Source organism: Agromyces sp. Y782 (genome assembly GCF_059445405.1).
Map to the genome: position 1 here is coordinate 2,174,800 of NZ_JCAIUG010000001.1, position 23,782 is coordinate 2,198,581.

Consider the following 23,782-nt stretch of genomic DNA (forward strand, 5'->3'; position numbering starts at 1 on the left):
TGGGTCTCGATACGCTTCGCTACTCGACCCAAGCCTCGACCAACAACTCGACCGGCGTGCGTCAGTACCCGACGACGGGGCCGAACGCCTCGGCGAGCGGTGCGCGATTCACACCGCGCAGCTCGTCGATCGACACGGTGAAGAGGCCCTGCACTTCGAGGGCGGCGGATGTCGCATCCGTCACGCCGATGCGCCGCACCGGGTAGTCGCGGCCCTCGCAGAGGCCGCGGAACTTCACGTCGTCTTCGCGGGGCACCGTCACGATGACCCGGCCGGCGGACTCGGAGAAGAGCGCGGTCGCGAGGTCGATGCCGGCGTCGCCGGCGACCTCGTCGAGCACCACGCGGGCGCCGAGGCCGAAACGGCCGACGGCTTCGGCGAGGGCGACGGCGAGGCCGCCATCGGAGAGGTCGTGGGCCGAGTCGATGAGCCCCTCGATCGCCGCTGCGTTGAGCAGCTCGGCGAGACGCTTCTCACCGGCGAGGTCGACGGCCGGCGGGCGACCGCCGAGGTGGCCGTGCACGACGCCGGCCCATGCGGAGCCGTCGAGCTCGAGCGCGGTGTCGCCCAACAGGTAGATGTTGTGCCCGTCATCCTGCCAGCCCGACGGGATGCGGCGGGCGACGTCGTCGATCACGCCGAGCACGGCGATCACCGGCGTCGGGTGGATCGGCACGTCGCCGGTCTGGTTGTAGAAGCTCACGTTGCCGCCCGTGACGGGGATGCCGAGCTCGAGGCATCCGTCGGAGAGGCCCTCGACGGTCTCGGAGAACTGCCACATGACCTCGGGGTTCTCGGGGGAGCCGAAGTTCAGGCAGTCGGAGACGGCCGCGGGCACCGCGCCCGAGACGGCGACGTTGCGGTACGCCTCGGCGAGGGCGAGCTTCGCACCCTGGCGCGGGTCGAGCTGCGAGTAACGCCCGTTGGCGTCGGTTGCGATCGAGACGCCGAGGCCGGATTCCTCGTCGACGCGCACCATGCCGGCGTCATCGGGGTAGCTGAGCGCGGTGTTGCCGAGCACGTACTTGTCGTACTGGTTCGTGACCCACGCGGCATCCGCCTGGTTCGCCGAGCCGATGAGCTGCAGGAACTGCGCGCGGATCTCGTCAGGCGTCGCGGGCCGGTCGAGCTTCGCGGCGGTGTCGGCCTGCAGCGCGTCGATCCAGGTGGGGTAGGCGACGGGGCGCTCGTAGACGGGGCCGTCGACGGCGACGGTGCGCGGGTCGACGTTCACGATCTCTTCGCCGTGCCACATGATGCTGAGGCGACCGGTGTCGGTGACCTCGCCGAGCACGCTCGTCTCGACGTCCCATTTCGCGACGACCTCGAGGAAGCCGGCGAGCTTCTCGGGGCGCACGATCGCCATCATGCGCTCTTGACTCTCGCTCATGAGGATCTCTTCGGGCGTGAGGGTGGGGTCGCGCAGCAGCACGTCGTCGAGCACGATCGCCATGCCGCCGTCACCGTTCGACGCGAGCTCGGAGGTCGCGCACGAGATGCCGGCCGCCCCGAGGTCTTGGATGCCCTCGACGAGGTCGCCCGCGAAGAGCTCGAGGCAGCACTCGATGAGCACCTTCTCGGCGAAGGGGTCGCCGACCTGCACCGCGGGGCGCTTGGTCGGGCCGCCCTCGGCGAAGGTGTCGGAGGCGAGGATCGACGCGCCGCCGATGCCGTCGCCGCCCGTGCGTGCGCCGAAGAGCACGACCTTGTTGCCCGCGCCCTTCGCGTTGGCGAGATGCAGGTCTTCGTGGCGCATGACGCCGACCGCGAGGGCGTTGACGAGCGGGTTCGCCTGGTATACCGGGTCGAACCAGGTCTCGCCGCCGATGTTCGGCAGGCCGAGGCAGTTGCCGTAGAAGCTGATGCCCGACACGACGCCGTGCACGACGCGTGCAGTGTCGGGGTGGTCGATCGCGCCGAACCGCAGGGCGTCCATGACCGCGACCGGGCGGGCGCCCATGGAGATGATGTCGCGCACGATGCCGCCGACGCCGGTTGCTGCGCCCTGGAACGGCTCGATGTAGCTCGGGTGGTTGTGGCTCTCGATCTTGAAGGTGACCGCCCAGCCCTCGCCGACGTCGATGACGCCCGCGTTCTCGCCCATGCCCACCATGAGGTTCTTCTTCATCTCGGGCGTGACCTTCTTGCCGAACTGCTTCAGGTAGATCTTGCTCGACTTGTAGGAGCAGTGCTCGCTCCACATGACCGAGTACATCGCGAGCTCGGCGCTCGTGGGGCGGCGGCCGAGGATGTTGCGGATGCGCTCGTACTCGTCGGGCTTCAGGCCCAGCGCGGCGTACGGCTGTTCCTTCTCGGGCGTCACTGCGGCGACCTCGACGGTGTCGAGCACCGGCGTCGCGATGCTCCCTGAGCCTGTCGAAGGGGCAGCGGTGTTGGCGGGGGCTTCAGTGGTCACGAGTGGCGAGCTCCAGAGAACGGCGGCGAGCGGATGCCGCGGGGCGGATGCCTGACCCCAGAAGTCTACCGGCCGTTGCGGTGCGACCGCGGCGCTCGCCGACCGGTGGTTGCGGTGCGACCGCGGCGCCCCAGACCGGGTCTCACGCGACCGCGGTGACCAGTCCGCCGGCGGAGTCTGCTGTGGTGGGAACGGAGGTGGGCACGGGCGCGGGCGAAGGCGTGGGCAACGACCGCTGCCGTTCGACCTGCGACGAATCGTCGGGATGCCGTGCCGGCCCATGGCGAGACAGGAGGTGACGCGCGGCCACGTTGCCCGGTCGTGGCCGCTGCTCGGGGTCGAGGTGTACCGGCGGAACGAACCAGCTGCGCGCATCGCGGATGAAGATGCTCCACCCGTCGTCGTGGACCCGATGATGATGGAAGCTGCACAGCATGATGCCGTTCGCCACGTCGGTGCGGCCACGGTGGCGCTTCCACCACGCGATGTGGTGGGCCTGAGCATGCGATGGGGGCCGGTGGCAACCTGGCCAGGCGCAGCCGCCGTCTCGTTCGACGAGCGCGATCTTCTGGGCAGGGGAGAATCGCCTCGCCGCGCGGCCGAGTTCGAGTGGTTCGCAACCATCGCGCATGAGCAGCGGAGCGACCCCGGCCGACTCGGCGAGTTCGCGCGCGGTGGCGGCGGACACAGGCTGGTCGACACCGTCGATGTTCGCGTGCCCGCGCCCGGTCACGAACGCATCGACGTCGATGCGGGCGACGACGCTCACCCCTCGAAGTGCGGGTGGTGCGGCCGCGCTCGAGAGGGACAGCCTCGCGATGTCGGCCAGCGCGTCGGCGTTCATCTGCCCGATCGTGCGCTCTTCACGGAAGACGGGGTCGGTCGCCTCGACCTCGCCATCGCCATCGCCGGAGTCGGAGTCGGAGCCGTCGCCGGAGTCGGAGCGGACGGCGCCGGCGTCGCGCGCCGTGCGGTCGCCCATCGCCCCGAACGGACGCTTCGCATCTCGCGCGCGGTGCAGCTCGGCACCGACCAGCGCCTCGATCGCGAGCTTGATCGGCGCCCCGTTCGCCGGATCGAACGCGCCCTTCAGGTTGATCATGCCCGCCGCGTCTTGCCAGATGGAGAGACCTCGCCGGGAACGGAGCTCGTCTTCGCGCGGCTTCACGCCGTCGGGATCGAGGTGCGCCTCGAGCTGCTTGATCAAGCGCGTGAGCCCGTCGACGCCGACCGCCGGTGCACGGTCGACGAGGAGCAGTTCAGCGGCGTCGGCCTCGTCGCACGCGACGGTCGGCGGCAATTGGTCGACGAACCGGCGGATGACCTCAGCCGCAGCGACGCCGAGCGTGCCGGCATCGAGCGCGGCAGCCACATGCGGATGCCGCGGGGGCAGTGCCTCGCCGGTGAAAGACGCACGATGGCTCGTCGCCTGACCCACCGCGACGAGCCGTGCAGCATCGGAGTAACGACCGCCGGTCGTCTGTGCGATCAGCCGCTCAGGCGAGGAGAAGCCGTGCTTGCGCGACAGGTCGTCGCCGTCTGCGTCGCCACGCGAGCGCTCGGCGATGCCGGCGGCGCAACGTGCCTGCAGGGCCTCGACGCGGCGCCCGAGCCTGGCCAGCGACTCGGTCGCCCGCATGAGCCCGTCGTCGCTCATGACGCCGATGTCGGCCTCAGGGTCGCGCGAGGCGGCGAGCAGCGCTCCCGCCCACTCCTGCAGCACCGACGCGCAGACCGCTTCGAGTTCGCGGAGTGCTGCGGGGGCTTCGGGCATGCTTCGATTCTAGCGGAAATCAGTCAGAAATTCGAAGAGAACTTCGAATGTGGAGAACTCGAAAGTGTCGCCCCGAACTGCGGACCGAAGCGCGTCGCCCCCGCAACCACGACGCCCGACGCCCGCCCGCCACCCCGCGGCATCCGCTCTGTAGACTGAACGCGGTCGCCGCATTCTCGGCGGCCCTGGGCGCGCACATCAGCGCGCAGTCGACCCGCCGTCGGCCACTCGCGGAGCCCCGCCCCGCCGCGCGCGGGGAACGCCCTTCGCTCAGGTACTCCCATGACGCCGTCAACTCCCGTCGACCGAACCGATACCACGCCCGCCGTCGCGCCGCCGTTCCCGTGGCTCGGCCTCATCGTGCTCGCCGCCGCCGTCTTCCTCTCGGTCACGATCGAGATGATCCCGACGGGCCTGCTGCCCGACATGAGCCGAGAGCTCGAGGTCAGCGAGCCCCTCATCGGCCTGCTCGTCACCGTGTTCGCCGCGACCGTGGTGGTGCTCACGGTGCCGCTGTCCGCCCTGACCAAGCGGATGCCGCGGCGCACCCTCATCGTCATCACGCTCGCCGTGCTCGCGGTCAGTTGCGTGCTCACCGCGTTCGCGCCGAACTACGGCACGGTGCTCGCCACCCGCATCCTCGGCGGCGCCGCCCACGGGCTGTTCTGGTCGGTCGTCGGTGCGTACGCCGGCCACCTCGTGCCGAAGGAGCAGCTCGCTCGCGCGGTCTCGATCAGCGTCGCGGGCGGTTCGCTCGCGTTCGTGCTCGGCGTGCCGCTCGGCACGGCGCTCGGCCAGGCCTTCGGCTGGCGGCTCGCGTTCGCCGGCATCGGCGTGCTCACACTGCTCGGCGCCCTGCTGGTGTGGCGATTCCTGCCTCCGGTGCGGCACCATGCGGGCGAGACGGATGCCGCGCCGCTCCGTCTGCGCAGTGATGCCACGTTCGTGCCGGTGCTCGTCGTGTGCCTGATCACCGCGGTCACGATGGTCGGTGCGTACACCTTCTACACCTACGTCGCGCCCTTCATCACCGAGGTCATGGGCCTGCCGGCCAGTGCGATCAGCCCGATGCTGCTCGCCTACGGCATCGCGGGCGCGTTCGGCCTCGTGTTCGCGGGAACCGTGCTCGGACGCCGCCCCACCGTCGGTCTCGCCGTCGCGCTCATCGCGACGGGCCTCGGTGTCGCGGGTCTCGCGCTCTTCCCGCAGGTGCCGGGCGTCGGCATCGCGTGCTTCCTCCTGTGGGGCACGGCGTTCGGGGCGCTCCCGCCGATGCTCAACACCCGGCTGCTGCACTCGGCGTCGGCGCGCATTCGCGATGCCGCGGCATCCATCTACACGACGGCCTTCAACACCGGCATCGGCGGCGGGGCGCTGCTCGGGGCGATCCTGTTCGGCGTGATCGGCCTCGGTGGGCTGCCCTGGGTCTTCGTCGCGCTCATCGCGTGCTCGAGCACCGCCCTCATCTGGACCGCACTCGTCAACCGCGTGCGCCGCTGACGAATCGACCGTTGGTCGAATCGACCGTTGGTCGAGTAGCGAGCGAAGCGAGCGTATCGAGACGTGGGGGCGGGGTCTCGATACGCGGGCTCCTTCGTCGCGCGCTACTCGACCGGCGGTGGTGGGCTCCTTCGTCGCGCGCTACTCGACCGGCGGTGGGGGCTCCTTCGTCGCGCGCTACTCGACCGGCGGTGGGGGCTCCTTCGTCGCGCGCTACTCGACCGGCGGTGGGGCTACTCGGCGCGTGAGAACGCGGCGGCGCGCTCGATCTGCTCACGCGTGAGCGGCACGCCCGTGTAGCGCTCGAACTGCGCGGCGGCCTGCATCGCGTGCACCTCGGCCCCGCTGATCACGAGCTTGCCGGCGGCCCGCGCGGCGAAGACGAGCGGCGTCTCCGCCGGGAACGCGACGACGTCGAACACCACGGATGCCGCGCCGACATGCTCCGCCGAGAACGAGAGCGCCGAGGCATCCGCCCCCTGCATGCCGAGCGGGGTGACGTTCACGATGACGTCGGCGCCGGGCTCGGGGTCGGTCGGCGTCCACGCGTAGCCGTACTGCCCGGCGAGTGCCGGCCCGAGAGAAGAATTGCGCGCGACGACCACCACGTCGTCGAAGCCCGCGCCGCGGAATGCTGCGACCACGGCCTTCGCCATGCCGCCCGAACCGCGCACGAGCACGCGTTGGGCGGGGTCGAGCTCGTGCTCGGCGATGAGCTGGGCGATCGCCTCGTAATCGGTGTTCGACGCCGTGAGCACGCCATCGTCGTTCACGATCGTGTTGACCGATTCGATCGCCGCGGCCGAGGGTTCGACGACGTCGACGAGGGGTATCACGGCCTCTTTGAAGGGCATCGACACGGAGCATCCGCGAATTCCGAGCGCACGGATGCCGCGCACGGCGCCCTCGAGGTCATCGGTCGTGAACGCCTTGTAGATGAAGTTCAGGCCGAGTTCGTCGTAGAGGAAGTTGTGGAACCGCGTGCCGAGGTTCGACGGCCGGCCCGCGAGCGAGATGCAGACCGCCATGTCCTTGTTGAGGATGGGCATGCTGCAATCTTCCCGCAGCCGCAGCCGCAGCCGCAGCCGCAGCCGCAGCCGCAGCCGCAGCCGCAGTCGCTGGTCGAGTAGCGCGAAGCGCGTATCGAGACCCTGCCGATCGGTCTCGGCACGGCATCGGCGACCACAAGAGCGTCGACGTCCGAGAGCGGATGCCGCGGCATCCGCACCTCATCAGGCCTCGCGGCCCCCGGGCGGGCCGATCACGAGCAGGCCCGCGAAGACGACGGCGATGCCGACGACCGCGAGCGAGACGAGCAGCACCGGCCGCGCGAGGAACCAGCGCAACAGGCCGTTGACCCGGTTCGAGTCGGCGGGGTGGTCGGTCCTCTCGCGGCGCCAGTCGCCCTCGAGGTGACCCGTACGCACGAGCCACAGCTCGAACGGGATGGTCGCGTAGGGCACGATCGCGGTGAGCACCGCGAAGGCGATGCGGCCGAGGTTCCAGCGCTGGTTGACGCCGATGATCACCGACGCGAGCGCGTACGACAGGAACACGAACCCGTGGATCGAACCGCCGACGAGCACCGCCCACTCGACGCCTGCGGCGTACTTCAGGATCATCGCGACGATCAGGATCGTCCACGTGACGGCCTCGGCGAAGGCCAGGGCTCGGTACAGGCGTTTGGGTGACACGGATGCTCCAGGGTTCGGTTGCTTCCATGGTCTCAGGCTCGGCTGCATGCCCGCATCGACCGAACGATTGATCCGTGACGTGACCCCTGACGTGACCCCTGACGTGACCCGGACGTGAATCGAGTGCCCAGTCGAAGTGCAGGGCGCCGCGGTAGCCTTGCCCGGTGACCGAGCAGTCTGCACGCGAGCTCGTCTCGAGCCTCATCGCGTCGATCCCCGATTTCCCCGAACCCGGCGTGACGTTCCGCGACCTGACCCCGGTGTTCGCGAGCGGCCCGGCGCTGCACGCGCTCGGCACCTCGCTGACCGAGCCGTTCGCCGGCCGATTCGACGACATCGGCGGGGTCGAGGCGCGCGGGTTCCTCATCGCGGGTGCCGCCTCGGCGATCTGCGGTGCTGGCGTGCTCACGATCCGCAAGGCCGGCAAGCTGCCGCGGGCGGTGCTCCGCGAGGACTACGCCCTCGAGTACGGCACCGCTGCGCTCGAGGTGCACGAGGGGGAACTGCCGCCGGGCTCCCGCGTGCTCATCGTCGACGACGTGCTCGCGACCGGCGGCACCGTCGCAGCGGCCGCGCGACTCGTCGAACGGGCCGGCTGGCAGGTCGCGGGCATCTCGGTCGCCCTCGAACTCACCAGCCTCGGCGGCCGCGCCGCGCTCGCGGACCGCTACGAGATCTTCTCGCTGCTGCAGTACTGAGCGCCGGGGATCCGCGCGGATGCCGCGGGCTCCGGGGTCACGGAACCGGCATGGTCATCGTGGACATTCCTTGGTAGCGTTTGCCACCGAACGAGGAGGTCCGATGGACTCGATGCCGAAGCGAACCTTGTGGTGGGGCATCGGGCTGTCGGTCGGTGGTGCGCTGCTGATCCTGCTCGCCCCGCCCCTGCTGTACTCGATCGTGTCGGCAGAAGGAGAAGCGGGCCAGACCTTCTTCTCGTTCGTGCAGCTGGTGCTGAACGTCTTCCGACAGCTCGTGCTCCCGCTCGGCACCGCGCTCATCGCGGCATCCATCGTCATGTTCTACATCCGCGGCCGCTCGGCGCCCGTCGCCGTCGACGCAGAGCGCCCGAAGCGCTGGGTGCTCCCCGAACCGCTCGAGCGACGCACCGATCGCTGAGCCGGCCGGCCCCGCGTCGCTCGCGCGGCGAGTGTCAGCGTCGTCCGCCGTCGAGGCGCAGGGTCTCGCCGGTGAAGAACGTGGCCGACATGATCCAGAGCACCGCGTCGACGACGTCTTGGACGGTTCCTGTAGTGCCGACGAGTGTCCGGGAGGCGGCTGCGGTGAGGAACTCCGTCTTCTGTGCGCCGCGGGCGTCCCAGAGACCTGAGTCGATGATTCCCGGAGAGATCGCGTTCACGCGTACCGGAGCGAGTTCGGCGGCCAGGTGCTGGGCTGCGAACGCGACGGCGCCGTTGGTGGTTCCGGTGGCAGCCACGGACGTCTCGTCGCGCAGGTCGATGCGCAGTGTGCTCTCGTCACGCGGCGCATGTGCGGAAACGGTCACGCGTGCGCCTTCCGCAGCTGCGGCCGCCGCGATGGCAGCGCCCAAGCGATGGGTTCCGCCGATGACGAGGACGGTGTGGTTGGCGAGTCTTTCAGTCATGTCACTCCGAAGGTCCTCGCGGAAACGCTCCGGTCCCTGGAGGAAGACGGCTTGATTTCCCGAACCGTGTTCGACGAGAATCCCCCTCACGTCGAGTACGAGCTCACAGAACTCGGCCGCTCGCTCCTGGTGCCACTCCGCGCCGTGAGAAATGGGCCGAAGAACACGTCCCTGCGGTCCTCGCCGCCCGCGCTGCTCTCGGGCCGACCGACGCGAAAGAGTTCCCGCCGCCGGCAACCTCATGAGTACTTGCCGCGTGTCTGACGGCGCACGATCTCGGTGAGCGCGGCAGCGAACGGATGCCTCGAGCTCACGCCCGGCCCGAGGCATCCGCTCGCCGTTCGCTCAGTCGGCGATCGGCGCGAGTTCGGGGGTGCTCGCAGCCGCCGGTTCGGACTCCATGCGCCGCCCGGCGCGACGCGCCCGCACGAGTTGCGCGAGTGTGGCGAGCAGCGCCAGGACGAGCGGAACTGCGGCCACCACGACGAGCCACTGCACGGGCGCGACACTCATCGTAACTGAACCGACGAGCCCGCCGAGGGCCGTGCCCGCGTAGATCGCCGAGCTGTTCAGGGCGAACACCGGGGCGGGGTTGTCGGGGTCGAGTCGGCCGAGCTCGTACTGCTGCGCGGGGATGATGATGTTGCCGAAGGCCCCCCACGGCACCACGAGCACGAGCACCCACCAGAAGTTCGTCGTGACGCCGAGCACCAGGGTTCCGATCGTGATCACGACGAGCGAGACCGCGGTGATGCGGAAGCCGCCGAACCGGTCGATGTAGCGCCCGCCGAACAGCAGCGATGCGATGCCGGCGACGCCGAATGCGGACAGCACGATGGCGAGGGCCGAGGAATCGAGCCCCGCGGTGCCGAGCAGCAGCGGCGCGAAGTAGATCGAGACCGCGAAGAACCCGGTGGTCACGAGGGCGGTGGTGCCGGCGACCGCGAGCACGGCCGGCCGGCGGAGCGGCGCCAGCTGGGCGGCGAATCTGGGATTGGTGGGCCTCGGCGCCTTCGGAACGAAGAGGATGCCGACGATCGCGAGCACTCCGAGCCCGGCGACCAGGAGGAGGGCGGCGCGGTAGCCCCACGCGTGGCCGACGACGGTGCCGATCGGAACGCCGAGCGCGCTCGCCCCGGTGATGCCGAGCAGCACGGTCGTGATCGCTCGGCCCCGCCGCTCGGGCGGCACCATGCCGACGGCGACCGCGGAAGCCTGCGGGGTGAATGCGGCCGAGCCGAAGCCGACGATCGCGCGTGTGATGAGGAAGGTCGTGATGTCTTGCGCCGCGACCGAGGCGAGGGTTCCGAGCACGAGGCCGATGAGTGAGATGACCATGATCGTGCGTCGTTCGAAGCGTGCAAGCAGCACCGGCAGCAGCGGGGCGCTGACGGCGTACGCGAGCGCGAAGACGGTGACGCTGAGGCCCGCGATCGCGGGCGTGGTGTCGAGGCTCTCGGCGACCAACGGCAGGATGCCCGTCATGATGAGTGCGTTCGTACCTGTGGCGAAGGTGCCGAACATCAGGAGTAGCAGAGGGAGATTCACGTGGTCCTCACGTCGGAGTTCAAGTCGTATTTCAAAAGTTCTTGAAGTAGTGAATCACAGGTACACTGGTGGCAGCAAGAGTCGACCCCGAGGAATTTCCACGATGCGCACACTCGCCCACCCGGCCTCCGCCGACATCCGTCTCGACGACGTGCTGTTCGCCCTCAGCGACCCGAACCGCCGCGCGATCCTCACACTGCTCGCCCGTGACGGCGACAGCCTCAGCGGCACCTGCGCCGTCGCGGCCGGCGCCGAGCCGTCAGCCGCGTCGCACCACCTCAAGGTGCTGCGCGAAGCCGGCGTCACGAGCACGGCCGTCGCCGGCACCGCGCGCATCGTCTCGTTGCGTCGCGAGGAACTGGACTCGCGATTCCCCGGGCTCATCGACAGCATTCTGAACGCAACCACCGACACTCGCTCGGCGCTCGACGAGGCCGCCGAGATGATCGGCCTCACCGGCGAGCCCGAGTCGCGGTCGCACTGACCGGAGAGCGGATGTCGCGGCGCCGATGTCCGCCCGGAGGAGGGGCCCGCCACGCCCGTCGATCAGGTTTGTTTTGACAGAATCAAAATAACCGATACGGTCGAGTCATGACCTCGAACCCCACCGAAGCACGCGACCGGGCGGCCGCCCGGCTCCGCGGCGCCGGGCTCAAGGTCACCGAATCACGACTCGCGGTCTTCGACGCGTTCCGCCCGGGCGAGCACCTCGACGCCGACGGCGTGCACGCCCGTGCCGCCGTGAAGCTGCAGAGCACCTCTCGGCAGGCCGTCTACGGAGTGCTCGGTGCGCTGACCGAAGCGGGGCTGCTGCGCAAGATCGAGCCGGCCGGCTCGTCGGCCCTCTACGAGACCCGCACGGGCGACAACCACCATCACCTCGTCTGCACGAGCTGCAACACCGTCTTCGACGTGGGCTGCGTCGTCGGCGACGCCGCTTGTCTCACGCCGAGCGAGACGCACGGTTTCCGCATCGCCTCGGCCGAAGTCACGTTCTGGGGGCTCTGCCTCGAGTGCAGCGCGAGTGACGCGCTGAGCTGAGTCCGAAGCCGGCCGAGCCGGCATTTCCGCATCCACCATCCGTATCCGTATCCGCGTCGGGCTCATCCGGCGCGCCCCGAACTCGGGCGCTCCCTACCGGCGCCCCGCCTGCCGCTGGCCGGCGACTCCAGAGAAAGAACGAAGAGAGAAGGACGCATGCCCGAACCCATCACGACACCCATCGCGACACCCACCACGACGCAGACCGGTACCCCGGTCGCCAGCGACGCCCACTCCCTCACGATCGGCGCCGACGGCGTGACGGCGCTGCACGACCGCTACCTGGTCGAGAAGCTCGCCCAGTTCAACCGCGAGCGGATCCCGGAGCGGATCGTGCACGCGAAGGGCGGCGGCGCGTTCGGCACCTTCGAAGTGACCGCGGATGTCTCGGCGTACACCCGTGCCGCGCTGTTCCAGCCTGGTTCGACCGTCGAGACCCTGATGCGCTTCTCGAGCGTCGCCGGCGAACAGGGCTCGCCCGACACCTGGCGCGACGTGCGCGGTTTCTCGGCGAAGTTCTACACGACCGAGGGCAACTACGACATCGTCGGCAACAACACCCCCGTGTTCTTCATCCGCGACGCGATCAAGTTCCCCGACTTCATCCACTCGCAGAAGCGTCTCCCGGGCTCGGGCCTGCGCAACTCCGACATGCAGTGGGACTTCTGGACCCTCTCGCCCGAGTCGGCTCACCAGGTCACCTACCTCATGGGCGACCGCGGCCTGCCGAAGTCATGGCGCGAGATGCACGGATTCGGTTCGCACACCTACCAGTGGATCAACGCCGAGGGCGAGAAGTTCTGGGTCAAGTACCACTTCCGCACACGGCAGGGCGACCTGCACCTCGACCCGGCAGCCGCCGCGGCGATCGCGGGCGCCGACGCCGACTACTACCGGCGCGACCTGCACGACGCGATCGAGGCGGGGAACCACCCGAAGTGGGACCTGCACGTGCAGGTGATGCCCTACGACGACGCGAAGACCTACCGGTTCAACCCGTTCGACCTCACGAAGGTGTGGCCGCACGCCGACTACCCGCTCATCAAGGTCGGCACGCTCACGCTCGACCGCAACCCGGCGAACTTCTTCGCCGAGATCGAGCAGGCGGCGTTCTCGCCGGCCAACACCGTTCCCGGCATCGCGATCAGCCCCGACAAGATGCTCATGGCGCGCGTGTTCAGCTACCCCGACGCGCAGCGTTACCGCGTGGGCACGAACTACAACCAGATTCCGGTGAACGCCCCCCACGCGGCATCCGTCGCCAACTACTCGCAAGACGGCGCCCAGCGTCACGGGTTCAACGCGCCGACCACCCCGGTCTACGCGCCGAACTCGTTCGGCGGCCCCGTGGCCGATGCCGAGCGCGCGGCCGAGGGCGGCTGGGAGTCCGACGGTGAGCTCGTGCGTTCGGCGTACACGCTGCGCTCCGCCGACAGCGACTTCGGCCAGGCCGGCACCCTCTACCGCGAGGTCTACTCGCCCGAGGCGAAGGCTCGTCTGCTCGTGACCCTCACGGGTCAGGGCGAGTCGATCACGATCGACGAGATCCGCGAGCGGTTCTTCCAGTACTGGACGAACGTCGACGCCGAGCTCGGGGCAGCGCTCCGCGCGAGCGTCGGCACCGAGGATGCCGCGGCGTAGCCGAGGCCCTCGAAACGCGCGATGCCGGGGTTGCAGCCCCGGCATCGCCGATCCATCACGCACAACCCCTCCGACAGAAGGAACGCAACATGAACAACGGATCCCTCCCAGCCTACGTCGAGCCCTCGGCGCTCGCGCTCGACCCCCAGCAGATCGCGATGGGCTCGGCCGGGCAGCGCGCGGCGATGACGATGACGGATGCTCCGGCACCCGAGCTCGACGCCCAGCAGATCGCGATGGGCTCGGCCGCACAGCGTGCCCGGATCGTGCACGTGCTCGGCGGCTCGTACGTCTCGGGCACGAGCACTGTCGTGGCGCCCGGCCGCTACACCGACACCGAGTCGTCGCGGCGCTGAGACGGGCGCGGCTACGCGGCCACGCGGCCGGAACGTGCGGCCGTCGGCGGCGGAGCCGCCCATGCCTGTCGGTGGCCTGAGCCCACGAGTAGCATCGGCGACATGGCCGAGCTGCCCGACTTTTCAGACCTGTGCGCCCTCTACGTGAACTGCACGCTGAAGCGAAGTCCCGAGGTGAGCAACACGCAGGGGCTCATCGACGCGAGCACTGCGCTCATGCGTGGGCACGGCGTGCGAGTCGATGAGCTTCGATTCGTCGATCTGGATGTCGCGACCGGCGTCTACCCAGATATGCGCGAACACGGATGGCCCGTCGATGCGTGGCCCGACGAGGTCTGGCCGCTCGTCGAGGCCGCCGACATCCTCGTCGTCGGCGGGCCGATCTGGCTCGGCGACAACTCGTCGATCACGAAGAAGCTCATCGAGCGGCTCTACGCCATGAGCGGCGAGTTCAACGCGAAGGGCCAGTACGTGTACTACGGCAAGGTCGGCGGGGCGATCATCACGGGCAACGAAGACGGCATCAAGCACTGCGCGCAGAACATCCTCTACAGCCTGCAGCACATCGGCTACTCCATCCCGCCGGGCGCCGACGCGGGCTGGACCGGCGAGGCGGGCCCCGGCCCGAGCTACCTCGACCCCGACTCAGGCGGACCCGAGAACGACTTCACCAACCGTAACACCACGTTCATGACGTACAACCTGCTGCACCTCGCTCGGCTGTTGAAAGATGCGGGCGGGTTCCCGGCCGGCGGCAACCTCCGCTCGGAGTGGGACGCGGGCGACCACTCGGGCTTCGAGGCGAACCCCGAGTACCGCTGACCGCAGGCTCAGCCCGACCCGAGAACAGGACGACGCGCCGAACCGGAGACGAGACAGGAAGTGTGTTGCTACGCCTCGACGAGGGCACGCTTGATGACGCTCGTGAAGAAGCCGAGCCCGTCGACGCCCGAACGCATCGCAACCGCAGTGTCGGGGCCGAAGCCCGGCTCGACCGCGTGCTCGGGGTGCGGCATCAGGCCGACCACGTTGCCGCGCTCGTTCGAGATGCCGGCGATGTCGCGGAGCGATCCGTTGGGGTTCACGCCGACGTAGCGGAACACCACGCGGCCCTCGCCCTCGAGCCGGTCGAGCGTCTCATCCGAGGCGATGAACCCGCCCTCGCCGTTCTTCAGCGGGATCGTGATCTCTTGACCGGCCGCGAACTCGCCGGTCCAGTCGGTCGACGCGTTCTCGACGCGCAGCACCTGGTCGCGGCAGATGAACGAGCCGTGGTCGTTGCGGATGAGCCCGCCCTCGAGCAGGCCCGCCTCGGTCAGCATCTGGAACCCGTTGCAGATGCCGAGCACCGGAAGGCCGCGGTTCGCTGCGTCGACGACCTCGGTCATGATCGGGCTGAGCGAGGCGATCGCGCCGCAGCGCAGGTAGTCGCCGTAGCTGAAACCGCCCGGAAGGATGAGTGCGTCGACGCCCTCGAGGTCGTGCGAGCCGTGCCAGAGCGCGACGGGCTCACCGCCCGCGATGCGCACGGCGCGCTGGGCGTCGCGGTCGTCGAGCGAGCCGGGGAAGGTGATGACGCCGATGCGCATGCGTTGCCTCCCGCGCCTCAGTGCGTCTCGCCGGCGGGGGCGACGAAGCCGTCTTCGGCGTCAGCCGCGGCATCCGCTGCCTCTTCGGCGAGTTCGGCGTTGGAGACCTCGTAGTGGATGCCCACGACGTCTTCGATCACCTGGTTCGAGAAGATGTCTTCGGCGATCTGGCGAATGCTCGCCTTGAGCGCGTCGTCGACGGGTCCGTCGATGGTCACCTCGAATCGCTTGCCGATGCGCACCGCGCTGATGCCGGCGTGGCCGGTGCGGGCGAGGGCGCCGGCGACGGCCTTCCCCTGGGGGTCGAGCAGTTCGGCTTTGGGCATCACGTCGACGACGATGGTGGGCACCGCGGTTCTCCGTCCGGTGTCGAAAGTGTGGATGCGTCGATTCTACCGGGGCATCCATCGCTCGAGTTGCCCGGCCTTCGCAGTCGATCGGCGCTGCGGCGTTGGGGTTGCGGATCGGTGCATTCCATGCGTATTATTCCAACCGGAATAGTCAGCGCCGAGCCGGTGACGACATCGGCTTTCGAAGAAGAGCAGAAGAGAGGGGGAGCGGATGTCACGACTCAACCCGCTCGCGGTCTCCTCCCTCGCGCTCCTCGCCGAGCGCGAGATGCATCCGTATGAGATGTACCAGCTGATGCTCCAGCGACGTGAGGACCGCGTCGTCAAGGTGAGCGCGGGTTCGCTCTACCGGGCGGTCGAGCGGCTCGCGGCCGATGGCCTCATCGCCGAGTGCGGTGTCGAACGCTCGGGCAACCGGCCGGAGCGCACCGTCTATGCGATCACGGATGCCGGTCGGCAGGCGCTGCTCCACACACTCGCCGAGATGCTGCGCGAGTACGTCAACGAATACCCCGAGTTCCCGGTCGCGATCGGCGAGGCGCACAACCTCCCCGTCGGCGAGGCGGCTCCGCTGCTGCGGCAACGACTCGAGGCGATGGGCGCGACGATCGGCTACATCGACACGGCGCTCGAACACATCGCCTCCAAGGGCGTCGAGCGGCACCACGTGCTCAACGTGCACTACACCCGGGCGATGCTCGTGGCCGAGTCGCGCTGGCTCGAGCAGACCATCGGCGACCTCGAGTCCGGTTCGCTCACCTGGCCGGACCCGAACTCGGGCATGACCTCGGACCGAACCTCAGGCCCAATCTCAGATCCAATCTCAGATCCAATCTCAGATCCAATCTCAGATCCAACCTCAGACTTTCGAAGGACACCGTGAACCAGATCGCCAAGCCGTGGCCCGCCCTGTGGGCGCTCGTCATCGGCTTCTTCATGATCCTCGTCGACTCGACGATCGTCTCCATCGCGAACCCCGCGATTCTCACCGACCTCGACACCGACCTCACCGCGGTGATCTGGGTGACGAGCGCGTACCTGCTCGCCTACGCCGTGCCGTTGCTCATCACCGGGCGCCTCGGCGACCGCTTCGGGCCGAAGCGCGTCTACCTCGTCGGCCTCGTGATCTTCACGCTCGCCTCGCTCTGGTGCGGCTTCTCGGGCGACATCACGATGCTCATCGCCGCCCGCGCGGTGCAGGGCATCGGCGCTGCGCTCATGACCCCGCAGACGATGGCGGTCATCACGCGCATCTTCCCGCCCGACAAGCGCGGCGCCGCGATGGGCCTCTGGGGCGCCGTCGCGGGAATCGCGACGCTCGTTGGCCCGATCCTCGGCGGTGTGCTCGTCGACTCGCTCGGCTGGGAGTGGATCTTCTTCGTGAACGTGCCCGTGGGTATCGTCGCGTTCGTCGCCGCCTGGCGGCTCGTGCCGAACCTCGAGACGCACTCGCACCGATTCGACTGGCTGGGAGTCGTGCTGAGCGCCGTCGGCATGTTCCTGCTCGTCTTCGGCATCCAGGAGGGTGCGACCTACGACTGGGGCACGATCACCGGGCCGATCACGGTGTGGGGCCTCATCATCTCGGGCATCGTCGTGCTCGTGGCATTCGTGGTCTGGCAGCGCTTCAACCGCGCCGAACCGCTGCTGCCGCTCGGCCTCTTCCGCGACCGCAACTTCTCGCTCTCCAACGCATCGATCACGCTCGTCGGCCTCGCGATCACGGCGATGCCGTTGCCGCTCGCGTTCTACTTCCAGATCGCACGGGGTCTCGAGCCCACCCAGGCGGCGCTCATGCTCGCGCCGATGGCCGTGACGACGGGCATCATGGCCCCGCTCGTCGGCAAGCTCAGCGACCGCGTCAACCCGAAGTGGATCGCCTTCTTCGGGTTCACGATCGTCGCCCTCGCCCTCGGCTGGTACGCGGAGGTGCTCACGCCCGACGCCGAGCTGTGGCTGCTGCTGCTGCCGTCGGCCGCGCTCGGAATCGGCCTGTCGGGCATCTGGGCTCCGCTCGCCTCGACGGCGACCCGCAACCTGCCGACGGCGCAGGCGGGCGCCGGCTCGGGCGTCTACAACATGACCCGACAGGTCGGCGCCGTGCTCGGCTCGGCGGCGATCGCCGCGTTGCTGAACGCACGACTCGTGGCCGAGCTGCCCGGATTCGACACCGAGGCCGTTCAGCAGGCCGGCGGTACCGGTGGCGCGCTGCCGGCCCAGATCGCCGAGGGCTTTTCCGCCGCGATGTCGCAATCGCTCTGGCTCTCGGTCGTGGCATTCGGACTCGGCGCCGTCGTGGTGCTGTTCTTCGCGAAGCCCAAGGTCACCGTCGCCTGGGGGCAAAGTCAGGGGCAGGCAGCACGGGCAACGGATGCCTCGGCGGAACGTGCCGGCGAGGCATCCGACCCCAGCGTGCGCGTGGCGGAATAGCGAGCTCCTCGCCGCGGCGGCCGCGCAGTGCGTCACTGCGTGAGCCGCCCGCCGAGCGTCGCCGTTGCGCCGGCGCGACCGGGTCGCGCCGGGGCGGGTACGCGCTCTCCTGCCGCTGCTTGGCGGTCGGTGCGCGGCGGTCAGTGCGCGGCGGTCGGTGCTCGCCGGTCAGTCGGCCGCCCGGGCGAGCCGGCCGAGCGCCTCGATGAACGCGCCGAGGTCGCGGTCGAGCCGGCCGAAGTAGCGGTGATCGGTCGCCTCGACTGCGGCGTTCGCACGGTTCGCGAGTTCGGCCCCGGCTTCGGTCACCGACAGCGCCCGGGCGCGGGCGTCGGTCGGATGCGGCGCACGCACGATGAGCCCTTTGCGCTCGAGCGTGCGCAGCACTTGCGAGGTCATCATCGGGTCGGTGCGAGCATGCTCGGCCAGCTCGCGTTGGGTGATGGGTTCGTCGGCTTCGAACCAGGTGAGCGCGGCGAGCAGCACGAACTGCACGTGGGTGAGGTCGAACGGGGCGAGCGTCTGACGCTGCACGGCCTGCCAGGCGTTCGTCGCCTGCCAGAGCAGCAGGCCCGGACTCGCCGAGGGGTCGTCGAACGCGCTCGACAGCCGTTGCGAGTTCATCGCGGCGTCGAGGTCGGCCCCGGCGCCGGGGCCGACCCCGGCGTCGGCGTCGTCGTCGTCGACCCCGATGACCCAGACGCCCCCGCAGCCCCTGATGCCCGCAGAGTCGCGTGCATCGCCGCGAGCAGCACCTCGAGGTCCCCGGCGTCGAGTGGCAGCAGGCCGCGGCGCAATTGGTAACCCCAGTTCGGCTGCGCCGTGAGGGCGAGTCGATCGCGCACCTCATCGACCGCGATGGGACTCGCGTCGGCCCAGTCGATTCGCCTGCGGAACGGGTGGAAGTCGCCCTCGTCGGCCTGCCAGACCACGTCGTCGGCGACGCGGCCGATGGCGGTGAACTGCTTGAGCGGCACGCCGTCGCCGAGGCGCTCGGTCGGCGAGTAATACACGATGGCGTCGCCGCTCTGCATGCGAGCGAGGCCGCTGCGCTTGCCGTGACCGATCTGCGCGATGCCGAGGGCGACTCCCCGGCGTACGTGTTCGGCCGAGGCGACGCCGAGCCAGGCGCTCATGCGGTGGCTTTCGTAAGGTGGGAGTCTTCCATGAATTTAGTATGCGCGCATACTAATATCGGAAGAACCTCTCGCGCTCAGAACCCGTTCGCGTTCAGGCGAGCCCGGCCCGCTCGAGCAGCACCGTCTTCAGGGTGTCGCGCGTGGCGGCGAGCCCGCGGTGCACCTCTTCGAAGCTCGTCGACAGCGGTGAGAGGCCGATGCGCAGCCCACCGGGGTCGCGGTAGTCGGGAATCACGTCGCGCTGCCAGAGCCGGGCGGTCACCTCGCGCATCGCGGCATGGTGCAGTGCGACGTGACCGCCGCGCTCGTCGGCGTCGGCGGGCGAGGCGAGGGTCACGCCGAGCGGAGCCAGCCAGTCGTCGGCGAGGGTGATCGCGAACTCGGTGAGTGCGACCGACTTCGCGCGGAGCGCCGGCATGCCGGCCTCCTCGATCATCGCGAGGGTCTCCTCCATCGCGAGCATGCCGACGATCGGCGCCGTGCCCGAGAGGAAACGGCGGATGTCTGGCACCGGCTCGTAGTCGGGCCCCATTGCGAACATGTCGGTGGTGCCCCACCAGCCCTGGATCGGCTGGGTCAGCACCGCATGCAGGTCGTCGCGAACGTACGCGAAGGCGGGTGACCCCGGGCCGCCGTTCAAGTACTTGTAGGTGCATCCGACGGCCAGGTCGAAGCCCCAGATGTCGGCCTTCACCGGCACGGAACCGGCCGAGTGGCAGAGATCCCAGAGGATGAGGGCGCCGGCGTCGTGGGCGATGCGGGTCAGCTCGGGGGCGTCGGCGAGGTACGCAGAGCGGTAGGCGACATGCGAGACCACGACGAGCGCGGTCTCGGGGCCGACGGCTTCGGCGAGTTGCTCGGGCGTCACGCCCCTCGAGGTGTCGGTCTCGATCCACCGCAGGCGGGTGCCCGTCTCACGGGCGATGCCGTCGAGCACGTAGCGGTCGGTCGGGAAGTTGTCGGTGTCGACGACGATCTCGCGCCGCACGGGGTTGCGGGCGACCTGGGCGTCGACCGCTGCGCGGGCGAGCTTGTAGAGCAGCACCGTGGTCGAGTCGCCGATCACCGTCTGTCCGGCCTTCGCGTCGATGACGGCGCGGCCGATGCGATCGCCGATCTCGGTGGGCAGCTGCAGCCACGCTTCATCCCAGCCGCGGATGAGGCGCCCGCCCCAGTCCTCGCGGAGGAAGCGCTCGACCCGCTCGATCGCCGACACCGGCGGCCGGCCGAGCGAGTTGCCGTCGAAGTACACGAGGTCGGTCTCCGCTCCCGCGAAGCGCTTGCGATAGTGGGCGAGCCCGTCGGCGCGATCCATGCGGCGGGCGAAGGCGAGATGCGGGTCGTGGGTCACCGGGGCTCCAGGTGGTCGGTGCGGGTGTGGTCGCGGGCGGGGCGGCCGTCGAGGGGCTCGAGGTCTTCGATGGGTGAGATCCGGGCGCTCGCGAGCCAGCCGGGCAGCTCGTCGAGGGTCGCCGGCGCCGGGCCGGGCACGAAGGTCGCGATGCCCTCGAGCGAATGCGGCGCGTCGACGGCCGGCCAGGGGTCGGTGATGGCGGTCAGGATGTCGGGTGCCGTGAGGCCGGCGCTCACGAGCGCAGCGAGCTCGCCGGAGTTCACCCCGTCGGGCAGCACGCCGTTGCCGAGATCGGTGCCGTAGAGCACACGCCCGCCGGCCGAACGGAACCTGCTGAGGTTGTCGACGGCTCGCCGAAGGTCGGGCGTCACCTCACCGCGACCGTGGATGTCGAGGGTCGAGATCCAGATCTGGCCAGCGGATGCCGCCTGCAGCACGAGCTCGCTCGGAAGCCCTTCGGTCCACGGCGTGTGCACGAGTACGTCGGCGCCGGCGGCGATCGCACGTTCGGCCATTCCGGCGCCTTCGGCGTGCACCGCGACGAGGAGCCCGGCCACGCGCGCCGCCCGCACGATCGCATCGAGCGTCGCCGGATCGAACACCGGCCCCGCATCGGAGTTCATCACGAGTTTCACGAGCGATGCTCCGAACGCCCGCTGCTCCTCGACGATGGTCTCGATCGCGGTCGAGAGCTCGCCGCGATACGGGGCGCGGATGTCGCCGACGAGCGGCACCTCGCGCAGGCTCCCGGGGAGCAACCAGTCCCGATCGCTCGGGTACCCGCCCGGTGCGGTGAGGAACGCACCGGCGTGTTGCACGTGCGGCAATCCGTCGAGGGCCGCGAGCGCGGCGATGACGGCCGGGTTCGCCCCCAGATCGACGACCGCCGCGATGCCGCCCGTCACCGCGGCCTCGGGTTGCACCATTTCGAGGTGCACGTGATGGTCGATGAGCGGCGGCAGCATTGTGCCGGTCTCGCCGGCCTGCTCGCCGCCACCGCCGAGGGAACGGCGCGCGGGTCGGGCGAGCGGCCCGAGCCCGAGTTTCGCGTTACGGGGGTCACTTCTCGCCAAATCGGCGGCCTGCTCGCGCTCTGGTGGCCGGAATCCACCCCCGGAAGCAGGGAACGCGTGAGTGGGCGACATCCTCAGCCCGGAATCTCGGTGCGCACGGCGTACAACTCGGGGAAGAAGGTGAGGTCGAGGGCGCGGCGCAGGAAGGACGCGCCGCTCGACCCGCCGGTGCCGGTCTTGTTGCCGATGATGCGCTCGACGGTCTTCAGGTGGCGGAACCGCCAGAGTTGGAAGTTGTCCTCGAGGTCGACGAGCTCTTCGCACGTCTCATATGCGGCCCAGTGCTCATCGGTATTCGCGTAGATCGTCGCGAAGACGGGTACGAGTTCAGGGGCGAAGGTCCACGCCTGCGTCACGTCGCGCTCGAGGATCGATGCCGGCACCGGGTAGCCGGCCCGGGCGAGGAGGCGGAGGAACTCGTCGTAGAGGCTCGGGGAGTCGAGGGCGTGTCTGAGGGTCGCGCTCGCCGTGGCATCCGACTCGAAGACCTGCATCATCTTCGCGTTCTTGTTGCCGAGCACGAACTCGACCGCGCGGTACTGGTACGACTGGAAGCCGCTCGCGTTGCCGAGCACGCCGCGGAACTGCGCGTACTCGGTCGGGGTGAGCGTCGCGAGCACCGACCACTGCTCGGTCAACGTCTTCTGGATGTGCTTGACGCGCGCGACGCACTTCAGCGCGGGGGCGAGTTCGTCGGCGCGCAGCAGGTCGCGCGCGGTCTCGAGCTCGTGCAGCACGAGCTTGAGCCACAGCTCGGTGGTCTGGTGCTGGATGATGAACAGCAGCTCGTCGTGGTGCTCGGGCCGCGAGATCGGCCGCTGCGCGGCGAGCAGCGTGGGCAGGTCGAGGTACCCGCCGTAACTCATGCGATCACTGAAGTCGGTGACGACGGATGCCTCGATCGTGCGCGTGTTCGCTTCGACCCCGTCGACCGCGCTCTCGTGTTCAGTCACGGCTCCAGCCTAGCCACGGGGCATCCGGGCACCACCCTGTGCGGCTGCACCGGAGAACGGGCGGTGACGGATGAGCCGGACCTCGAGGTGCTCGCCGAATTCGCTGCTCGGCTCGGCGTGCCCGTCATCGCTGAGGGGCGCGTGCATACGCCGGCGCAGGCCAGGCGTGCGTCGACGCCGGTGCGTTCGCGGTCGTCGTCGGCACAGCGTCACGCATCCTGCGACGATCGCCGGCTGGTTCGCGGCGGCCGTCGCCCGCTGACCTCCGCCCGGCCGCGCCGGGCTCCGCCTGCTCGGGAACGACGCGGCGGGCGCCCCCGTCCCGGATGAACCGGCTCGTTGCCCGCCGCGCCGAACTCCCTCTCCCCTAGAGGGAATGTCGCCACCTTTTTTCGGGTAAACGGAGACGACTCTCCGAATCATACTCGATCGTCGCGCGTACAGTGAAGCGGTGAGTTCGTCGACCTCGTCCCGTCGTGATGCGCGATACAACCACGAACGACTGCTCGGCGAGGCGCGACGACTCTTCGCGGAACGCGGTATCGACGCTCCACTCGACGAACTCGCGGTTCGCGCGGGCGTCGGCGCGGGCACGGTGTATCGCCACTTTCCGAACCGCGACGCACTCGTGAGGGAGCTCTACGACGACGCCGTGGGCGAATTGCACGACCTCGCTCCCGAGATCCTCGGTGCCGAGACCGCCTGGCGATCCGTTGAGCTCTACGTCGAGCGCCTCGGCGCCTGGGTCGCCGATTCGCCGTTCCTGCCGGCCATCATGCGACGGGTCGCCGAGCTCGATCCCTCATACCGTCCGGGCGCCGAGTTCGAGCCGGTGATCGACGGACTCGTGGCGCGGGCGCAAGCCGAGGGATCACTCCGTGCCGATGTCACGGCGGTCGATCTCAGCGTGCTCGTCGACATGCTCGGCTCGCTCGGACAGTACGGTAGCGAATACCTGCCGTTCTGGCGTCGGCAGCTCACGATCGTGCTCGACGGTCTCCGCGCGCGACCGGGTACGACGCCGATGCCCGTGCCTGGCCAGGATTTCGACGCCTTCCACGACATGTCGCACGCGAAGGGGCCGACTCCCGCGCCGAGCTGACGCTGCGCGCCCCGTCATCGTGCCACTCGAGCACTGCAGCAATTCAGGTCGGGAGGCGTGTCGTGGGCGGTGGCCGCCCGACACGCCGTGATCGCGTCTCATGACACGACTCCCGACCTGAATTGCTGCGAGGTGGTGGGTGGTGCGTGGAGGGTGGTGCGTGGTGCGTGGTGCGTGGTGCGTGGTGCGTGGGGGTGAAGGGTGAAGGGCTGGGGT

25 protein-coding genes and 1 pseudogene are annotated in these 23,782 nt (G+C 69.5%); 13 read left to right on the forward strand and 13 right to left on the reverse strand.

Going from position 1 to position 23,782, the window contains the following annotated elements:
- Positions 1-61: 61 nt before the first annotated feature.
- Complete coding sequence (gene purL / locus AC1C2S_RS10070; RefSeq protein WP_495353234.1) at positions 62-2,362, reverse strand: phosphoribosylformylglycinamidine synthase subunit PurL; 2,301 nt, start codon at positions 2,360-2,362, stop codon at positions 62-64.
- 196 nt (positions 2,363-2,558) lie between these two features.
- Positions 2,559-4,190 carry a DUF222 domain-containing protein gene (locus AC1C2S_RS10075; RefSeq protein ID WP_495352382.1) on the reverse strand — a complete coding sequence of 544 codons (1,632 nt, stop codon included), beginning with the start codon at positions 4,188-4,190 and terminating at the stop codon, positions 2,559-2,561.
- Between the two features lie 282 nt (positions 4,191-4,472).
- On the opposite strand from AC1C2S_RS10075, the gene AC1C2S_RS10080 reads away from it, so the two are divergent.
- Complete coding sequence (locus tag AC1C2S_RS10080) at positions 4,473-5,690, forward strand: MFS transporter (protein WP_495352383.1); 1,218 nt, start codon at positions 4,473-4,475, stop codon at positions 5,688-5,690.
- A 233-nt stretch (positions 5,691-5,923) separates the two neighbouring features.
- Here the strand turns inward: AC1C2S_RS10080 and AC1C2S_RS10085 are convergent, their stop codons facing one another.
- Both AC1C2S_RS10085 and AC1C2S_RS10090 read right to left on the reverse strand, forming a co-directional pair.
- On the reverse strand, positions 5,924-6,739 hold the full coding sequence (locus AC1C2S_RS10085; RefSeq protein ID WP_495352384.1) for a shikimate 5-dehydrogenase: 816 nt from the start codon (positions 6,737-6,739) through the stop codon (positions 5,924-5,926).
- Positions 6,740-6,922: 183 nt separating this feature from the next.
- Positions 6,923-7,384 carry a DUF3817 domain-containing protein gene (locus AC1C2S_RS10090; protein ID WP_495352385.1) on the reverse strand — a complete coding sequence of 154 codons (462 nt, stop codon included), beginning with the start codon at positions 7,382-7,384 and terminating at the stop codon, positions 6,923-6,925.
- A 164-nt stretch (positions 7,385-7,548) separates the two neighbouring features.
- Here AC1C2S_RS10090 and AC1C2S_RS10095 point away from each other — a divergent pair, with 164 nt between their 5' ends.
- Both AC1C2S_RS10095 and AC1C2S_RS10100 read left to right on the forward strand, forming a co-directional pair.
- Positions 7,549-8,082, forward strand: coding sequence for an adenine phosphoribosyltransferase (locus AC1C2S_RS10095; RefSeq protein WP_495352386.1), 534 nt, complete (start codon positions 7,549-7,551; stop codon positions 8,080-8,082).
- Between the two features lie 112 nt (positions 8,083-8,194).
- On the forward strand, positions 8,195-8,503 hold the full coding sequence (locus AC1C2S_RS10100; RefSeq protein ID WP_495352387.1) for a hypothetical protein: 309 nt from the start codon (positions 8,195-8,197) through the stop codon (positions 8,501-8,503).
- A gap of 34 nt (positions 8,504-8,537) precedes the next feature.
- On the opposite strand, the gene AC1C2S_RS10105 is transcribed toward AC1C2S_RS10100, so the two are convergent.
- On the reverse strand, positions 8,538-8,990 hold the full coding sequence (locus AC1C2S_RS10105; RefSeq protein WP_495352388.1) for an SDR family oxidoreductase: 453 nt from the start codon (positions 8,988-8,990) through the stop codon (positions 8,538-8,540).
- On the opposite strand from AC1C2S_RS10105, the gene AC1C2S_RS10110 reads away from it, so the two are divergent.
- On the forward strand, positions 8,940-9,254 hold the full coding sequence (locus AC1C2S_RS10110) for a winged helix-turn-helix transcriptional regulator (protein WP_495352389.1): 315 nt from the start codon (positions 8,940-8,942) through the stop codon (positions 9,252-9,254). The two genes, AC1C2S_RS10105 and AC1C2S_RS10110, sit on opposite strands and share 51 nt — an antisense overlap.
- Positions 9,255-9,335: 81 nt before the next feature.
- Here AC1C2S_RS10110 and AC1C2S_RS10115 read toward each other — a convergent pair whose 3' ends face one another.
- A complete protein-coding gene (locus AC1C2S_RS10115) occupies positions 9,336-10,514 on the reverse strand; it encodes an MFS transporter (RefSeq protein ID WP_495352390.1) in 1,179 nt (392 codons plus the stop codon).
- A gap of 127 nt (positions 10,515-10,641) precedes the next feature.
- Here AC1C2S_RS10115 and AC1C2S_RS10120 point away from each other — a divergent pair, with 127 nt between their 5' ends.
- The 5 genes from AC1C2S_RS10120 (at position 10,642) to AC1C2S_RS10140 (ending at position 14,398) form a co-directional block, all read left to right on the forward strand.
- Positions 10,642-11,022, forward strand: a complete 381-nt coding sequence (locus AC1C2S_RS10120) for an ArsR/SmtB family transcription factor (protein WP_495352391.1) — start codon at positions 10,642-10,644, stop codon at positions 11,020-11,022.
- Between the two features lie 107 nt (positions 11,023-11,129).
- Positions 11,130-11,579 carry a Fur family transcriptional regulator gene (locus AC1C2S_RS10125; RefSeq protein WP_495352392.1) on the forward strand — a complete coding sequence of 150 codons (450 nt, stop codon included), beginning with the start codon at positions 11,130-11,132 and terminating at the stop codon, positions 11,577-11,579.
- Between the two features lie 156 nt (positions 11,580-11,735).
- Positions 11,736-13,220: a catalase gene (locus AC1C2S_RS10130; RefSeq protein ID WP_495352393.1), complete on the forward strand. Its 1,485-nt coding sequence runs from the start codon at positions 11,736-11,738 to the stop codon at positions 13,218-13,220.
- Positions 13,221-13,309: 89 nt separating this feature from the next.
- Entirely contained in the window at positions 13,310-13,576 is a 267-nt protein-coding gene (locus AC1C2S_RS10135; protein WP_495352394.1) for a hypothetical protein, read from the forward strand.
- Between the two features lie 102 nt (positions 13,577-13,678).
- Entirely contained in the window at positions 13,679-14,398 is a 720-nt protein-coding gene (locus AC1C2S_RS10140; protein ID WP_495352395.1) for a flavodoxin family protein, read from the forward strand.
- Between the two features lie 68 nt (positions 14,399-14,466).
- Here the strand turns inward: AC1C2S_RS10140 and purQ are convergent, their stop codons facing one another.
- Positions 14,467-15,165: a phosphoribosylformylglycinamidine synthase subunit PurQ gene (gene purQ, locus AC1C2S_RS10145; protein ID WP_495352396.1), complete on the reverse strand. Its 699-nt coding sequence runs from the start codon at positions 15,163-15,165 to the stop codon at positions 14,467-14,469.
- A 17-nt stretch (positions 15,166-15,182) separates the two neighbouring features.
- Positions 15,183-15,515, reverse strand: coding sequence for a phosphoribosylformylglycinamidine synthase subunit PurS (purS, locus tag AC1C2S_RS10150; protein ID WP_495352397.1), 333 nt, complete (start codon positions 15,513-15,515; stop codon positions 15,183-15,185).
- 211 nt (positions 15,516-15,726) lie between these two features.
- Here purS and AC1C2S_RS10155 point away from each other — a divergent pair, with 211 nt between their 5' ends.
- Both AC1C2S_RS10155 and AC1C2S_RS10160 read left to right on the forward strand, forming a co-directional pair.
- Positions 15,727-16,398 (forward strand): PadR family transcriptional regulator, encoded by a 672-nt coding sequence (locus AC1C2S_RS10155; RefSeq protein ID WP_495352398.1) that lies wholly within the window; start codon positions 15,727-15,729, stop codon positions 16,396-16,398.
- A complete protein-coding gene (locus AC1C2S_RS10160; protein ID WP_495352399.1) occupies positions 16,395-17,945 on the forward strand; it encodes a DHA2 family efflux MFS transporter permease subunit in 1,551 nt (516 codons plus the stop codon). Before AC1C2S_RS10155 ends, AC1C2S_RS10160 begins: the two co-directional genes overlap by 4 nt.
- A 168-nt stretch (positions 17,946-18,113) precedes the next feature.
- On the opposite strand, the gene AC1C2S_RS10165 is transcribed toward AC1C2S_RS10160, so the two are convergent.
- The 5 genes from AC1C2S_RS10165 to kynA all read right to left on the reverse strand — a co-directional run bounded on the left by AC1C2S_RS10165 (position 18,114) and on the right by kynA (position 22,464).
- Positions 18,114-18,569, reverse strand: coding sequence for a MarR family winged helix-turn-helix transcriptional regulator (locus AC1C2S_RS10165; RefSeq protein ID WP_495352400.1), 456 nt, complete (start codon positions 18,567-18,569; stop codon positions 18,114-18,116).
- Entirely contained in the window at positions 18,566-19,081 is a 516-nt protein-coding gene (locus AC1C2S_RS10170; RefSeq protein WP_495352401.1) for an EVE domain-containing protein, read from the reverse strand. The genes AC1C2S_RS10165 and AC1C2S_RS10170 overlap by 4 nt, the downstream gene beginning before the upstream one ends.
- A 94-nt stretch (positions 19,082-19,175) precedes the next feature.
- The gene (locus tag AC1C2S_RS10175) at positions 19,176-20,399 is read right to left on the reverse strand and encodes a kynureninase (RefSeq protein ID WP_495353235.1); all 1,224 of its coding nucleotides are present in this window, start codon (positions 20,397-20,399) and stop codon (positions 19,176-19,178) included.
- Between the two features lie 32 nt (positions 20,400-20,431).
- Positions 20,432-21,511 (reverse strand): amidohydrolase family protein, encoded by a 1,080-nt coding sequence (locus AC1C2S_RS10180; RefSeq protein WP_495352402.1) that lies wholly within the window; start codon positions 21,509-21,511, stop codon positions 20,432-20,434.
- 74 nt (positions 21,512-21,585) lie between these two features.
- Positions 21,586-22,464, reverse strand: coding sequence for a tryptophan 2,3-dioxygenase (gene kynA / locus AC1C2S_RS10185; RefSeq protein ID WP_495352403.1), 879 nt, complete (start codon positions 22,462-22,464; stop codon positions 21,586-21,588).
- Between the two features lie 27 nt (positions 22,465-22,491).
- Here kynA and AC1C2S_RS10190 point away from each other — a divergent pair.
- A pseudogene (locus AC1C2S_RS10190) lies at positions 22,492-22,726 on the forward strand (N-acetylmannosamine-6-phosphate 2-epimerase); the annotation flags it as partial.
- Between the two features lie 189 nt (positions 22,727-22,915).
- Positions 22,916-23,566, forward strand: coding sequence for a TetR/AcrR family transcriptional regulator (locus AC1C2S_RS10195; RefSeq protein ID WP_495352404.1), 651 nt, complete (start codon positions 22,916-22,918; stop codon positions 23,564-23,566).
- Positions 23,567-23,782: the final 216 nt, after the last annotated feature.

Excerpts from the sequence above, each read along its gene's own strand:
- AC1C2S_RS10075 (WP_495352382.1), bottom strand. The coding sequence starts at position 4,190 with ATGCCCGAAGCCCCCGCAGCACTCCGCGAACTCGAAGCGGTCTGCGCG.
- AC1C2S_RS10080 (WP_495352383.1), top strand. The coding sequence starts at position 4,473 with ATGACGCCGTCAACTCCCGTCGACCGAACCGATACCACGCCCGCCGTC.
- AC1C2S_RS10085 (WP_495352384.1), bottom strand. The coding sequence starts at position 6,739 with ATGCCCATCCTCAACAAGGACATGGCGGTCTGCATCTCGCTCGCGGGC.
- AC1C2S_RS10100 (WP_495352387.1), top strand. The coding sequence starts at position 8,195 with ATGCCGAAGCGAACCTTGTGGTGGGGCATCGGGCTGTCGGTCGGTGGT.
- AC1C2S_RS10110 (WP_495352389.1), top strand. The coding sequence starts at position 8,940 with ATGGGTTCCGCCGATGACGAGGACGGTGTGGTTGGCGAGTCTTTCAGT.
- AC1C2S_RS10105 (WP_495352388.1), bottom strand. The coding sequence starts at position 8,990 with ATGACTGAAAGACTCGCCAACCACACCGTCCTCGTCATCGGCGGAACC.
- AC1C2S_RS10115 (WP_495352390.1), bottom strand. The coding sequence starts at position 10,514 with ATGTTCGGCACCTTCGCCACAGGTACGAACGCACTCATCATGACGGGC.
- AC1C2S_RS10120 (WP_495352391.1), top strand. The coding sequence starts at position 10,642 with ATGCGCACACTCGCCCACCCGGCCTCCGCCGACATCCGTCTCGACGAC.
- AC1C2S_RS10125 (WP_495352392.1), top strand. The coding sequence starts at position 11,130 with ATGACCTCGAACCCCACCGAAGCACGCGACCGGGCGGCCGCCCGGCTC.
- AC1C2S_RS10130 (WP_495352393.1), top strand. The coding sequence starts at position 11,736 with ATGCCCGAACCCATCACGACACCCATCGCGACACCCACCACGACGCAG.
- AC1C2S_RS10135 (WP_495352394.1), top strand. The coding sequence starts at position 13,310 with ATGAACAACGGATCCCTCCCAGCCTACGTCGAGCCCTCGGCGCTCGCG.
- AC1C2S_RS10140 (WP_495352395.1), top strand. The coding sequence starts at position 13,679 with ATGGCCGAGCTGCCCGACTTTTCAGACCTGTGCGCCCTCTACGTGAAC.
- purQ (WP_495352396.1), bottom strand. The coding sequence starts at position 15,165 with ATGCGCATCGGCGTCATCACCTTCCCCGGCTCGCTCGACGACCGCGAC.
- AC1C2S_RS10155 (WP_495352398.1), top strand. The coding sequence starts at position 15,727 with ATGTCACGACTCAACCCGCTCGCGGTCTCCTCCCTCGCGCTCCTCGCC.
- AC1C2S_RS10165 (WP_495352400.1), bottom strand. The coding sequence starts at position 18,569 with ATGAACTCGCAACGGCTGTCGAGCGCGTTCGACGACCCCTCGGCGAGT.
- AC1C2S_RS10170 (WP_495352401.1), bottom strand. The coding sequence starts at position 19,081 with ATGAGCGCCTGGCTCGGCGTCGCCTCGGCCGAACACGTACGCCGGGGA.
- AC1C2S_RS10175 (WP_495353235.1), bottom strand. The coding sequence starts at position 20,399 with ATGGATCGCGCCGACGGGCTCGCCCACTATCGCAAGCGCTTCGCGGGA.